The organism is Tepidicella xavieri, from assembly GCF_004363315.1.
GTDB lineage: Bacteria > Pseudomonadota > Gammaproteobacteria > Burkholderiales > Burkholderiaceae_C > Tepidicella > Tepidicella xavieri.
Map to the genome: position 1 here is coordinate 40,334 of NZ_SNYL01000013.1, position 13,816 is coordinate 54,149.

12 protein-coding genes are annotated in these 13,816 nt (G+C 66.2%); 6 read left to right on the plus strand and 6 right to left on the minus strand.

The genetic code is table 11. The features are described 5' to 3' along the window. Positions 1-40: 40 nt before the first annotated feature. Positions 41-469, plus strand: coding sequence for a DUF3717 domain-containing protein (locus DFR43_RS10680; protein WP_133598492.1), 429 nt, complete (start codon positions 41-43; stop codon positions 467-469). On the opposite strand, the gene DFR43_RS10685 is transcribed toward DFR43_RS10680, so the two are convergent. Beyond that, entirely contained in the window at positions 451-1,218 is a 768-nt protein-coding gene (locus DFR43_RS10685) for an oxygen-binding di-iron domain-containing protein (protein WP_211338636.1), read from the minus strand. The two genes, DFR43_RS10680 and DFR43_RS10685, sit on opposite strands and share 19 nt — an antisense overlap. 54 nt (positions 1,219-1,272) lie before the next feature. Next, on the minus strand, positions 1,273-2,721 hold the full coding sequence (purB, locus tag DFR43_RS10690; RefSeq protein ID WP_425471092.1) for an adenylosuccinate lyase: 1,449 nt from the start codon (positions 2,719-2,721) through the stop codon (positions 1,273-1,275). Between the two features lie 113 nt (positions 2,722-2,834). On the opposite strand from purB, the gene DFR43_RS10695 reads away from it, so the two are divergent. Continuing rightward, on the plus strand, positions 2,835-3,455 hold the full coding sequence (locus tag DFR43_RS10695; protein WP_133598496.1) for a glutathione S-transferase C-terminal domain-containing protein: 621 nt from the start codon (positions 2,835-2,837) through the stop codon (positions 3,453-3,455). 254 nt (positions 3,456-3,709) lie between these two features. Continuing rightward, entirely contained in the window at positions 3,710-6,421 is a 2,712-nt protein-coding gene (locus DFR43_RS10700) for a cation-transporting P-type ATPase (RefSeq protein ID WP_133598498.1), read from the plus strand. Positions 6,422-6,424: 3 nt separating this feature from the next. On the opposite strand, the gene DFR43_RS10705 is transcribed toward DFR43_RS10700, so the two are convergent. Next, entirely contained in the window at positions 6,425-7,327 is a 903-nt protein-coding gene (locus DFR43_RS10705) for a GGDEF domain-containing protein (protein WP_133598500.1), read from the minus strand. 323 nt (positions 7,328-7,650) lie between these two features. On the opposite strand from DFR43_RS10705, the gene DFR43_RS10710 reads away from it, so the two are divergent. Continuing rightward, positions 7,651-8,301, plus strand: a complete 651-nt coding sequence (locus tag DFR43_RS10710; RefSeq protein ID WP_133598502.1) for a hypothetical protein — start codon at positions 7,651-7,653, stop codon at positions 8,299-8,301. A gap of 198 nt (positions 8,302-8,499) precedes the next feature. Further along, a complete protein-coding gene (locus DFR43_RS10715) occupies positions 8,500-9,345 on the plus strand; it encodes a DUF6920 family protein (protein WP_211338637.1) in 846 nt (281 codons plus the stop codon). A 586-nt stretch (positions 9,346-9,931) separates the two neighbouring features. Here the strand turns inward: DFR43_RS10715 and DFR43_RS10720 are convergent. Then, positions 9,932-10,228 (minus strand): CopK family periplasmic copper-binding protein, encoded by a 297-nt coding sequence (locus DFR43_RS10720; protein WP_133598505.1) that lies wholly within the window; start codon positions 10,226-10,228, stop codon positions 9,932-9,934. Positions 10,229-10,466: 238 nt separating this feature from the next. Next, positions 10,467-11,738, minus strand: a complete 1,272-nt coding sequence (locus DFR43_RS10725; protein ID WP_133598508.1) for an IS256 family transposase — start codon at positions 11,736-11,738, stop codon at positions 10,467-10,469. Between the two features lie 197 nt (positions 11,739-11,935). Here DFR43_RS10725 and DFR43_RS10730 point away from each other — a divergent pair, with 197 nt between their 5' ends. Beyond that, positions 11,936-12,325 (plus strand): thioredoxin domain-containing protein, encoded by a 390-nt coding sequence (locus tag DFR43_RS10730; protein ID WP_133598510.1) that lies wholly within the window; start codon positions 11,936-11,938, stop codon positions 12,323-12,325. Positions 12,326-12,433: 108 nt separating this feature from the next. On the opposite strand, the gene DFR43_RS10735 is transcribed toward DFR43_RS10730, so the two are convergent. Next, positions 12,434-13,705 carry an IS256 family transposase gene (locus DFR43_RS10735; RefSeq protein ID WP_133598512.1) on the minus strand — a complete coding sequence of 424 codons (1,272 nt, stop codon included), beginning with the start codon at positions 13,703-13,705 and terminating at the stop codon, positions 12,434-12,436. Between the last annotated feature and the right edge of the window lie 111 nt (positions 13,706-13,816).

Sequence of the window (13,816 nt, forward strand, 5' to 3'; positions counted from 1 at the left end):
CCCGGCATCCCGCTATCATTGGCGCCCTGGATTCGACACCATGGCAGGCATACACATTTCCGACATCGAAGCAGCCATCAACCACTGGCGCCAGCGCAAGCCCTCGCCAGACGGCATCGTGCTGGCCGATGAAATCCGCGCCCTGGCCGAGGTGTACGCGCTGCTGGTGTACTACCGCGAAGAATACGCGGACGAAGCCACCATGCCTCGGGCCGCCTACGCCGCCTGGCTCGACTGGTACCACAGCACGCCCGATACGCCCTGCATCGCCATTTGCTCCACCAGCCAGGGCGACCCCGTCTGCAAGGGCTGCGGCCGCACGTTCGAGGAAGTGCAGCGCTGGCCCGAGATGACCCCGGGCGAAAAACGCGCCACCTGGCGCCGCATCACCTTGGAAGACAAGGCTTGGCGCTTCAACACCTACGCCGAGCGGGCCGTGGAAAACCCGCCTCAGCCCGGCATGGCGTAGTGCGCTGGCGTCAGCAAATCCACGCCACAGGGGAAGTCCACCATCCAGTCGATGAACTCCTGCACCGCTGGCCCCGCCAGCGGGGCGCCGTGCTGCGGCACGATCATGCGGATCGGCAAGTCGCGCACCATCTGGGCCCAGTAATTCAGCACCTTGGCCGACACCATGTAACGGCGGTGGAACGCCTCCATCTTGGGCTTGAGCGGCGCCAGCGACGTCACCGGACGGCGGGCCTCCTCGGGCGACACGATGGACACCCCGAGATCACCCGAAAACAGGATGCGGCTGACAGGGTCCCAGAATTGGAAGTTCCCCTCTGAGTGCATGAAGTGCGCCGGCAAGGCCACCAGTTCGGTGTCGCCCAGCGGAATGCGCATCCCCGCATCCGGGATGCCGACGATGCGGCCCTGCGTCTTGCCCGATTTGCAGAAATGCGGGGCAAAGCGCTCCCACAGGCGCGAAATGTAGAGCGTCGCCGGGGTCGATGTCATCCAGCGGTCCAGGGCGCCAATGATGTCTGGATCGGCGTGCGATGCCAGGATTTTGGTCAGGCGCTGCGGCGGGAAAAACCGCCCCAGCGTCAGCAGCAGCTCGTTGTAAGCCACATTGCCGCCCGGGTCGATCACCACGCCGTTGTCACCATGGATGACCAAGAACTGGTTGGATTGCACGGCTTCGCCGTCTTCGTCGCCCAGGTGAGACACCATCAGGCACACGTGTCCATCGCGGTTATAGAGTTCCACTGCCATGGGGGCCATCCTCCCTGATGCGTTTGGGCCGTGCTACTGCGGCCCCACCTTGTGTCAAACCCGCCGCGCCAGCTCGGCGGCCTTGCCGATGTAGCTGGCCGGTGTCAGGGCCAGCAGGCGGTCCTTGTCGGCGGGCGGAATTTCCAGCGAGGCGATCAAGGCATGCAGGGCCTCGCGGGTCACGCGCTTGCCGCGGGTCACTTCTTTGAGCTTTTCATAGGCGCCGGGCACGCCATAGCGGCGCATCACGGTCTGGATGGGCTCGGCCAACACTTCCCAGGCGTCGTCCAGGTCGGCGACCAACGCCTCTTGATTCAGCTCCAGCTTGTCGAGCCCAGTCATGAGCGACTGATGCGCCAACACCGCATAGCCCAACGCCACGCCCATGTTGCGCAGCACGGTGGAGTCGGTCAGGTCGCGCTGCCATCGGCTGATGGGCAATTTCTCGCTCAAATGCTTGAGCATCGCGTTGGCCAGCCCCAGGTTGCCTTCGGCATTTTCGAAGTCGATCGGGTTGACCTTGTGCGGCATGGTGGAGGAACCGATTTCGCCGGCCTTGAGCTTTTGCTTGAAATAGCCCAGGCTGATGTAGCCCCAAATGTCGCGCGCCAGGTCGATGAGGATGGTGTTGCTGCGGGCGATGGCATCGAACAGTTCGGCCATGTAGTCGTGTGGCTCGATCTGGATGCTGTAGGGCTGGAACGTCAGGCCCAAGCCGATGGGCGCATCGGCGGGGGTGTCGGGGCCGGCCTCGGGGGTTTCGACCACTCGGCGGCTGAAGGCCTCCCAGTCGAAATCGGGCCAGGCGCTGAGGTGGGCGTTGTAGTTGCCCACGGCGCCATTCATTTTGCCCAGCAGCTTGACCGCGGCAATGCGCTGCCGCGCCGCCGCCAGCCGCACGGCCACGTTGCCCAGTTCTTTGCCCACGGTGGTGGGGCTGGCGGTCTGGCCGTGCGTGCGGCTGAGCATGGGCACATCGGCATGGGCATGGGCCATGCCCCGCAGTTTCTCGATGATGGCATCGAGCCCGGGCAGCAGCACCTGATCGCGGCCGGCTTTGAGCTGCAGGGCGTGGCTGGTGTTGTTGATGTCCTCGCTGGTGCAGGCGAAGTGCACGAATTCGCCGGCGCGCTGCAACTCGGGCCAGCCATCGAACACGCCTTTGACGCCCATGGCCGCGTTGCCGCGGATCCAGTATTCCACCGCCTTGACGTCGTGGTTGGTGGTCTTTTCGATGGCCTTGATGGCCTCGGCATCGGCGGGGCTGAAGCGGGCCACGACGGCCCGCAAGTGCGCCCGCGCCGCGGCCGACAGCGGCGGGAATTCGGCAAACCCGGCGTCGCTGAGGTGCTCGAACCAGGCCAGTTCCACCTGCACCCGGCAGCGCATGTAGCCGTACTCGCTCATGAAGGGCCGCAGCGCAGCCAGCTTGCCCACATAGCGGCCATCCAGTGGCGACAGGGCGGTCAGGGGGGAGAATTCGATCGTCGATGGGGCTTGCATGATGGCCGAATTGTAGAAGCCCCGCGACGCACCGGCCATGCACCGGGGGGCTTGCTGCGCAAGTGCCGGCCCAATCGCTAAAATCGGCTGCCCAGGAACTACCCCGTACATCCATGAAACTCATCGGCAACCACACCAGCCCCTACGTGCGCAAGGTGCGCATCGTCATGGCCGAAAAAAAGCTGGAGTTTCAATTCGTCGAGGAAAACGTCTGGGCGCCCCACACCACCATCGGCGAGGCCAACCCCCTGGGCAAAGTGCCCTGCCTGGTGATGGAAGGCGGCGAGGCCGTCTTCGACTCGCGCGTGATCGTGGAGTATCTGGACACCCTCTCGCCCGTGGGCAAGCTGATTCCACCGAGCGGCCGCGAGCGGGTGGAAGTCAAGACCTGGGAAGCGCTGGCCGACGGCATTCTGGACGCCGCGGTGCTGGCCCGGCTCGAAGCCACCTGGGATCAGCGGGCCCCCGAGCAACGCTGCCAGGCCTGGATCGACCGGCAGCGCGGCAAGATCCTGCACGGCCTGCGCGCCATGAGCCACGGGCTGGCGGACAAGCCGTTTTGCCACGGCATCCATTTCACGCTGGCCGACGTGGCAGCGGGCTGCGCCCTGGGTTATCTGGACTTCCGTTTCCCCGATATCGACTGGCGCACCCCCTACCCCAATCTGGCCAAGCTGTACGACAAGCTCTCGCAGCGCCCGAGCTTTGCCGACAGCTTGCCGCCGGCTGCGTGAGCCGGCGGGTGGTATAAAAAAAGCCGCGAAGCACTCCGGGACAAAGGAGGAGGGAGGGAGGAGGAGAAACACCCCGGAGGGGGCTCGGGCCACAGGCCCTCGGCTTCGCAGCTCAGCAACCTCTCGTGCGGCGCATCGCCCGCACACACAGCCATTTGGTATGGGGCGGGCACGCAAAGTTCCCCGCGTCATCGCCGTCCATCGCCTTGATTTGCAACAAGATGTGTGGCGCCGGATCGGGGTAGGATGGGGCCATGAACGCCCCTTCCCGCACCCCCGAGAACCCGTTCGACATCGACCAGCCCCACGCCCAGCCGCCCGAAGCGGTATTGGCCGCCTTGGCCTCGCGCCCAGAAGGGCTAAGCACCGCCGAGGCCGACGACCGGCTGGCCCAGGTCGGCCCCAACCGCCTGCCCGAGCCGCCGCGTGATGGCCCGCTCAAGCGCTTTTTCAAGCATTTCCATGACATCCTCATCTATGTGCTCTTGGCCGCGGCCGGCATCACCGCGGCGCTCGGGCACTGGATAGACACCGGCGTCATCCTCGGGGTGGTGGTGATCAATGCCTTCATCGGTTTTTTGCAGGAGGGCAAAGCCGAGGAAGCGCTGGCCGGCATCCGCAAGCTGCTGTCGCTGCACGCCCTGGTGCGGCGCGACGGACAATGGCGCGACCTGGATGCCGAGGCGCTGGTGCCGGGCGACATCGTGCGGCTGCGCTCGGGCGACCGGGTGCCGGCCGACTTGCGACTGATCGAGGTGACCCAACTGCGGATCGAGGAGTCGGCGCTGACGGGGGAGTCGCTGCCGGTGGACAAGCAGTGCACGGCCGTGGCGGCCAGCGCCAGCGTGGGCGACCGCGCCAGCATGGCCTTTGCCGGCACCATGGTCACCAGCGGGCGCGGCGTCGGCGTGGTCACCGCCACCGGGCCGCGCACCGAACTGGGCCGCATCAACCGGCTCATGGCCGAAGTACAGACCTTGCAAACGCCGCTGACCCGCCAGATGGCCCGCTTCGGCAAGCAACTGTCGGTCGTCATCGTCGCGCTGGCCTTGCTCATGCTGGCGGTGGGGCTGGGCCTGCATGGGCAGCCCTTGGGCGATGTGCTGCTGGCGGCCATCGGCTTTGCCGTGGCGGCGATTCCCGAGGGCTTGCCCGCTATCCTGAGCATCACGCTGGCGCTGGGCGTGCAGCGCATGGCGCGACGGCGGGCCATCACCCGCAAGCTCACGGCCGTCGAAACCCTGGGCTCGGTCACCGTCATCTGCTCCGACAAAACCGGCACGCTCACCCGCAACGAGATGACGGTGCGCCACGTCGTGACGCGCGCGGGCTGCTACGACGTCAGCGGCGCGGGCTATGCGCCCAATGGAACCATCACGCTCGATGGGGCGCTGGTGAGCCTGCCCGAACACCTGCATTTGCAGGCACTCATCGAAGTGGTGGCGGTGGCCAACGACGCGCAAGTGGTGGAAGAGGACGGGCAATGGAAAGTGGCCGGCGAACCCACCGAAGGCGCGTTGCGCACGCTGGCGCACAAAGCCGGGTTCGACACCGACGGCCACGAGCGCCATGCGAGCATTCCGTTCGAATCGGCCAACAAGTTCATGGCCACGCTCAACACCACCCCCAGCGGACAGCGGCGCATCCTGCTCAAAGGCGCCCCGGACCGGCTGCTGGATCGCTGCCCCCACGAGTTGGGGGCACAGGGCCAGATCGAGCCGCTGGACCGCCCCTACTGGGAGGCGCAGATCGACCGGCTCAGCCGCGAAGGCCTGCGTGTGTTGGCCGCCGCCGCCCGCGAAACGCACGCCGGGCACGCCGAGCTGAGCCTGGCCGACGTGGAGGACGACATGGTCTTTCTGGGCCTGGTGGGCATCACCGACCCCCCTCGGCCCGAAGCCATCCAGGCGATTGCGGCCTGCCGAGGTGCCGGCATCCGGGTCAAGATGATCACGGGCGACCATGCCGGCACGGCGCGGGCCATCGGCAGCGAAATGGGCCTGGGCGACGCATCGGGGCTGACGGTGATCACCGGCGCCGAACTGGACGCCGCCGACGAGGCCACGCTGCAGACCCTGGCGCAGCGGGGCGACATCTTTGCCCGCACCAGCCCCGAACACAAGTTGCGGCTCGTGCAGGCCTTGCAAGCCAGTGGCGAAGTGGTGGCCATGACGGGCGACGGCGTCAACGACGCCCCGGCGCTCAAACGCGCCGATGTGGGGGTGGCCATGGGGATCAAGGGCACCGAAGCCACCAAGGAAGCGGCCGACATCGTGCTGGCCGACGACAACTTCGCCACCATCGCGCATGCCATCGAGGAAGGCCGCACCATTTACGACAACCTGCGCAAAGCCATCCTGTTCATCTTGCCCACGAACGGCGCTCAAGGTCTGGTGATGCTGGCAGCCGTGGTGTTCGGCCTCACCCTGCCCCTGACCCCGGTGCAGATTTTGTGGGTCAACATGGTGGTGGCCGTCACGCTGGCGCTGGCCCTGGCGTTCGAGCCCGCCGAACCGGGGGTGATGCAGCGCCCGCCCCGCAAGCCGGGCACCCCGATCATGGGTGGGGCCATGCTGTGGCGGGTGGCCATCGTCTCGCTGCTCATCGGGGGCGCCACCATGCTGGCTTTCGAGGTCGAACTGTGGCGCGGCATGGAGCTCGACGTGGCCCGCACCATGGCCGTGAACACGCTGGTGATCGCCCAGGCGTTTTACCTGTTCAACAGCCGCTTTCTGGCCGCCTCCAGCCTGTCGCGTCCGCACCTGTTCACCAACCGCGCCGCCTGGGTGGCGGTGGGCGTGCTGATGCTGCTGCAATCGGCTTTTGTGTACCTGCCCGCGATGCACACGGCCTTTGGCACCGCGCCGCTGCACTGGCACCACTGGCTCGCCCCGATGGGCGTCGGCATGGCGGTGTTCCTGGTCATCGAGGCCGAAAAAGCCTGGATGAGGCGCCGCCGCGCCTGAGCCTCAAAGCACAGCGGCTCGGCCCCGGCGTTTGGCCCGGTACAGGGCCTCGTCGGCACGGCGCAGCATGTCGTAGCCGGTTTGGTCGTCAGGCTCCAACACCGCACAGCCGATGCTGACGGACGCCCGGCCGCCGTCGGGCAGCGCAAAAAGGGCCAGCGCCTGATTCACCGGTTCCTTCAAGCGGTCGGCCAGCGCGCACGCTTCGTCCAGCGCCGTGTGTGGGCACAACAGCACGAACTCGTCGCCACCGAGCCGGGCGGCCAGATCGGTTCGGCGCCGATGCTCGCTGAGCACCGCGGCCACCGCTTTCAAAGCATCGTCACCGCAGGCATGGCCCAGTTCGTCGTTGATGGCTTTGAAGCGGTCAAGGTCGATGCTCAGCACGGCCGCCATCTGGCCATAGCGCACGAAAGCCTCGAAGCACGCTTGCAACTCTGCCGCAAACCGCCGGCGGTTCGCCAGACTGGTCAGGTCGTCCGTCTCGCTGAGCGAGCGCAGTTGGTCCTGCAGCAGACGCCGATGCGTGACGTTGCTGGCCACCCACAGCACCACGGCCTCGCCATCCACCAGAAAGGGCAACCGCGTGATCCGCCCTTCAAACCAGATGGGCTGTGACGGCCCGTGGTCCGACAGGCCCCGCACGTCTCGATTGCTCAGCTCGTATTCGACGATGCGCAGCCCGCCATCGCGCAGCGCCGCATGGACATCGGCCAGGAAGGCATCGGCACGCGCGGGGACCAGCACCTCGTGCAGCGTGTGTCCGACGAGCGGGCTGCCGTCGTGATAGTAGCGCGTATCCGTCCCGCCAAACACCGCCACATACCGCCCGGACGCACTCAGGACGAAAGCGGGGTCCGGCAACGACCGGAGCAGGGCTTCCAGTTGCTCAAGCGCAAACGCCATGGCCACGCCCCCGCCCGTCGTGGCGAACAGCACACCGTGCCGCTGCCAGCGCCGAAAGATCCATCACCAACAACCTTCGCCGCTGCAAAGCGGGCTGATCGCACATAGGGCACCTGTGCCAAAAGCAACTTGATCATTCTAGTCACAAAGCAGTGCTGACACCCACTATCCCGACCAGCGTCGGGCGTGGCACCTGCCATGGCAGAAAAAGCGGCACCCAACCGCGCAGCGGTGCGGGATTGCCCGAATACCTGCCGAACGGCGCTGCCATAACATGTTTGCCGATGCGCGGGGCGCGATCGTTGGAGGGGCTGATGAGGGGAATGAGAAGGTCAATCGTGGTTGGCGGGCTGCTGGCCACCGTGGCCAGTGCCGCCTTGGCGCAGCCGAATGTGCCTGTCTGCGAGCACGACCCCAGCGTCACCGAGCGCTTCTTGCCGGTCGAGCTGATCACTGGCGAGCCTTGGCCCGATGCCGACGTGCTGCGACTGGGGCCGGTGCAGCGGCGCTACCCTTTCGTGGGTGTATATGCCGACAGCAGCCCGCCCAGCACGGGGGAGACGACGCTCAGCGGCCCGGTGGAGCACCGCACCGCCTTTGGCGTGACGCTGCCAGCCTACGAGCGCACGGTGCCGCAGGCGCAGGAAGTGGTGGCCATCACCTTCGACGGCGAAGCCATGGGCCGCGTGCACGATTCCCGCATTGGCCCCATGCGGGAGGCCAAGTTCCCCATCGGCCACTGGCGCCAGGGCGAGACACGCCACCACACCGCCACCTACTACACCCCCCGCGGGCCGATGCAGGCACGCACCAGCATCACGATCGAGAAGCTGAGCTGCCGCTATGAAGACACCCCGGGGGCGGTGGCATTTCGCTGGCAGGTGGAGGGCGGCCGCCGCGCCGACTACGGCTATGTGTTCGCTCCCGGGCGCGGCTTGGTGCAGGTCACCGTGTACAAGCGCGGCGGCTCCTGAGCGCCCGAGCTGGCCAGATTAGCGGATGCAGGCTGAGCGAGCGGGCTTCGCATCAGCCCACTGCCGGGCACGGCCTCAAACCCCTTGGCGCATGCACAACGCCGGCAGGTTCCGAGCGACCGCCTCATAGGCCCCCTGCCGACTTGGCACCACGACCCATCCGTCAAAATGGGCCCCTCATCGATTCGGGAGAAATGTGTGAAATGGGTACTCCTCGGGTTGGCCGCCCTGCTGGTCGTGGCCATCGGACTTTGGGGCTGGGGCCAGTGGCGCTGGAGCCAAAAGACGCAGGCACTCCTGGATCGCCTGGAAACCGCGCGCCAGTCCCTGCCGCCTGAACGTTTCGATCCTCGCGAGCTGGATCAACTTCCTGCCCCCGTCGCGCGCCACCTGCGCCAAGCCCTGCCACCGGGAACCCCGATCATCCGCGCAGCCGACGTCGTGCACGCTGGCACCTTCAACATGAAGCTGGACGCCGGACAGTGGAAGCCCTTCACGTCACGCCAACGTGTGGTCACGCGCCGCCCTGGCTTTGTGTGGGACGGGCGGGTGACGATGGCCCCTGGACTGGCCGTCCACGTGCACGACGCCTACGTCGATGGCGAAGGGATCCTTGAGCCCGCCATCCTGGGCGTGTTCACGTTGGTGAATCTGCGCGACCGCGGCGAGGTCGCACGCGGTGAGCTGATGCGCTACATGGCTGAAGCCGCCTGGTACCCGACCGCACTGTTGCCCAGCCAGGGCATGCAATGGGAACCGATCGACGAGCGCAGCGCGCGCGCCACCTTGGTCGACAGCGACGTGCGGCTGACCATGACGTTTCACTTCGGCGACGACGGGCTAATCGAGACGATCCGTGCCGAGGATCGCGGCTTTGCCGATGGCGATCGGATCGTGCCCATGCCCTGGGAAGGCCGGATGTTCGACTACCAACGGCGCGACGGGATGCTGATCCCGGTTCAGGGCGAAGTGGCTTGGCTCACGCCGCAGGGCCGCAAGCCGTACTGGCGAGGGACGATCACCGATCTGAGGTACCACCAGTAGGGAGCTACCCCCGGACGCCATCACCTTGACGTTCGACATGTCGAGGACTGCCCATGCGGGCGCGATGGACAACCGATGCCCGTGACACACGTGCAAAGCGTTGACGCACAAGGCCGTCTGCGTGTGCTCCGGCGAAGAAGTTGGCGCCGGTTTTGAGAGAACGGAGAGCGAAAGAGAGTCCAACCGGGCGGCTTCCGGGCGCCATGGCACCGCGGCGTGGCACACGCAGATCGGCCCGCAGCCCCGCGTGGTGTGGCGGAACCCGGAAACGAAAACGCCCAACCAGAGAAGGTTGGGCGTTGAATGGTGGTGGTGCAGACGCGACCGGAATCCAACCCACTCTCTCAACGATTGAGCAATCCCGGGCAATCCTGCGGGTTGTTGTGGACGCAATGGCCCCGGCAATGAACGCCGGTCAGTCAGTGCAGGGCGGACTCTCACCTTGTGCGGCGCCGATTGACCGGTAGCGTCGCAGCCTACCATCGAGTGGTTAGCCCCAGCTATGACCGATGGCCCGCCAGCGCGTGTTGGTCAACGAGTTGGCCCGACATCCGCTGGCGTGCAGTTCACGAATTGAATCGAGTAGTCAACCGCCGGAATGACCCTGACGGAGAAGAAAATCGAGTCGAGCGACCTCGTTGCCGTTGGCTGTAATCTTCTGGCCATCGACCGTTTCGAGCGATTGCCCCTCTTTCAGGTGGATAGCCCGTCCGAACTTGTCTTCCAGCGCCATCTTGCCGTCCTTGAATACATACAGGGTTCCACCGTCCTTGAGGAGGAACATTTTCTTGGCGCTGGCCGCTGCCGCGTCACCAGCGAACGATGGGGTTACGATGGCGCTCAGCACGGTGGCGGCGACAACAGCGGTAATCCTGGCTTTCATCTCTACACTCCTTTCAATCAAACGTGAAGGCATTTCTGTCAATGCCTTGTGCGACTGCACAGTATGTATTCTGCGAAGCCACCGCTGACGGGAAGATGAGACGGCCGTTACGTATATGTCAGATTCCATTCGGGATGGGATCGGGATTAATCGTGTGCCAATCTCAATGCATTCCTGCTCACGGCGATGTCCCGTTCGCTGTTGAACGAGACCGTGTGACGGCTCCTCATTCGTGATGCTACGCGGCTTTGAGTTCGGCGGGCTGCGTGGCGGCGATGCGCTTGTCCAACGCGGCGATCAAGTGCTTCATGTCGCGGTGCCCGCGCAGCTTGCGGAAGCGATCCTTGGCGTCGCTGAGTGCGCTGGCGACCCAGCGCAACGTCATCTGTCCGTCCCGCCATCGCTTGACGTTGCGCGTGTAGTGCGCGATCGAGCCGTTGAGGTTCTCGATCGGGTTGGTGGTGCGCAGCGTGCGGTACAGCGCGCCCGTGATGCCCAGAGCCTGCACGGTGAGCGTCTCCTCGAGTCCCTCGCGCAGACTGGCCGCAGCGCCGGGATGCTTGGACTGCAGCGACGTAGCCAGGCGCTGCAGCTGCTTCTTGACCAGCTCGGCGTTGGCGCTGTCCCAGGCGTCGCGCATCGCGCGGCCCACGCTGGCGTGCAGCTCTTCGGGCAGGTGCTCGATGACGTTGCGCCGCTTGTGCTCCTGGCAGCGCTGGATCAGCGCCGTGGCCCCGAAGGTCTCGACGATCGCCTTGCGCAGCGCCTTGCCACCATCGATCACCCACAGCCGTGCGCGGTCGGCATCGAGACCGCGCTCGATCAGATCGCTCAGCAGCGAGCGCACGACCCGCGTGCTCTCGGTGGAGCCTTCGCGCAGCCCCAGCACGTGCTTGTTCCCCTGGGCATCAATGCCCAGCGCCAGCAGGATGACGCGGTCTCGGAAGTGGATGCCGTCGACCATCACGACCGGCAGGTCCAGCTTGCCCAGCGAGCGCGACAGCCACTGCAGCAGTTGCTCTTCGCTCAGCGCCACGAAGCGCCGCGAGGTCGCGCTCTTGGACACCGACAGCGCTTGCTCGGGCGGCGGCAATTCCTCCAGCGTGCTGGCGTAGCGGCGCATGGACACGCCCGCAGCAATGGCGGCCATCGTCGCGGTGTCCAGCGGGTCGGTGCCGGCGGCCCAGGCGAAGCTGGGCAGCTCCAGCTCGCCCGCATCGACGCCGCGTGCACGTGGCCGCTTGATGCCGATGCGCTGCCCGCCGAGAACAACGGCGCTGCGCGTGCTGCCGCCACGTACCGCGCGGCGATCGGCATCGGGCACGCCCTTGGGGCCGCACAGTGCGATCCTGTCGGCCTCCATCATGGCTGCCAGCACCTGCTTGCCGGCGTTGATGCACAGCCCATAGAACGCGTGCTTCACGTCCTGCAGCACGCCCTGGATCGGCAACGTCAGCTGCACCTGCGCAGCCGGAACAACCCGCAGCGCGGGCTTCGTGCGAGACTTCATGTCGGTGGCTCCTTTGGTTGCTTGCTAGGCAACCCGCATGGTCACATGCGGGTCAAAGGAGCCGCCACCTTATAATAGCTCACCCGTTCAACAATCCGCGGGACATCGCCGTTCGACCCGCACGAACCCGGCTGGGTCACGGCGCTTGCGCGGCACTGCCTGCCCGAGTGGGAAAAACTCTGAACCTCGAACACGCCATGTCTCCCGACATTCATGTGGCCTGCCTGTGCGCGGCCTGGTGCAGGTTGTGCGAAGAATATGCCGCCGTCATCGACACAGTGGTCGCCTCGTTCCAGGCGGAGGGTGTTTCCCTGCAGGTGCACTGGGTCGACATCGAAGACGAAGCGGATTTCGTCGGTGAGGTGGAGGTGGAGACGTTCCCGACGATCATCATCGTCACTGGAAATGTGGTGCGGTTTGCCGGGCCTGTGACCCCGCAGGCACCAACCCTGAACCGCCTGCTCCGCGCGACGGCGCTGGGCGTTTCCGCCAACGCTCCCGTCGCGGCGGTTGCGCCCGAGATTCAGGCCTTCGCCGACCGGCTGGCGCGGCGTGTCGATTCCGGCCACGCCCGTTCGTCGTCCTGAAGTCAGCCACTCACTTCAAGGAGATTCATCATGCCGACCGGAACCGTTCGCCGGCGATGTCCCGTTCGCTGTTGAACGAGACCGTGTGACGGCTCCTCATTCGTGATGCTACGCGGCTTTGAGTTCGGCGGGCTGCGTGGCGGCGATGCGCTTGTCCAACGCGGCGATCAAGTGCTTCATGTCGCGGTGCCCGCGCAGCTTGCGGAAGCGATCCTTGGCGTCGCTGAGTGCGCTGGCGACCCAGCGCAACGTCATCTGTCCGTCCCGCCATCGCTTGACGTTGCGCGTGTAGTGCGCGATCGAGCCGTTGAGGTTCTCGATCGGGTTGGTGGTGCGCAGCGTGCGGTACAGCGCGCCCGTGATGCCCAGAGCCTGCACGGTGAGCGTCTCCTCGAGTCCCTCGCGCAGACTGGCCGCAGCGCCGGGATGCTTGGACTGCAGCGACGTAGCCAGGCGCTGCAGCTGCTTCTTGGCCAGCTCGGCGTTGGCGCTGTCCCAGGCGTCGCGCATCGCGCGGCCCACGCTGGCGTGCAGCTCTTCGGGCAGGTGCTCGATGACGTTGCGCCGCTTGTGCTCCTGGCAGCGCTGGATCAGCGCCGTGGCCCCGAAGGTCTCGACGATCGCCTTGCGCAGCGCCTTGCCACCATCGATCACCCACAGCCGTGCGCGGTCGGCATCGAGACCGCGCTCGATCAGATCGCTCAGCAGCGAGCGCACGACCCGCGTGCTCTCGGTGGAGCCTTCGCGCAGCCCCAGCACGTGCTTGTTCCCCTGGGCATCAATGCCCAGCGCCAGCAGGATGACGCGGTCTCGGAAGTGGATGCCGTCGACCATCACGACCGGCAGGTCCAGCTTGCCCAGCGAGCGCGACAGCCACTGCAGCAGTTGCTCTTCGCTCAGCGCCACGAAGCGCCGCGAGGTCGCGCTCTTGGACACCGACAGCGCTTGCTCGGGCGGCGGCAATTCCTCCAGCGTGCTGGCGTAGCGGCGCATGGACACGCCCGCAGCAATGGCGGCCATCGTCGCGGTGTCCAGCGGGTCGGTGCCGGCGGCCCAGGCGAAGCTGGGCAGCTCCAGCTCGCCCGCATCGACGCCGCGTGCACGTGGCCGCTTGATGCCGATGCGCTGCCCGCCGAGAACAACGGCGCTGCGCGTGCTGCCGCCACGTACCGCGCGGCGATCGGCATCGGGCACGCCCTTGGGGCCGCACAGTGCGATCCTGTCGGCCTCCATCATGGCTGCCAGCACCTGCTTGCCGGCGTTGATGCACAGCCCATAGAACGCGTGCTTCACGTCCTGCAGCACGCCCTGGATCGGCAACGTCAGCTGCACCTGCGCAGCCGGAACAACCCGCAGCGCGGGCTTCGTGCGAGACTTCATGTCGGTGGCTCCTTTGGTTGCTTGCTAGGCAACCCGCATGGTCACATGCGGGTCAAAGGAGCCGCCACCTTATAATAGCTCACCCGTTCAACAATCCGCGGGACATCGCCC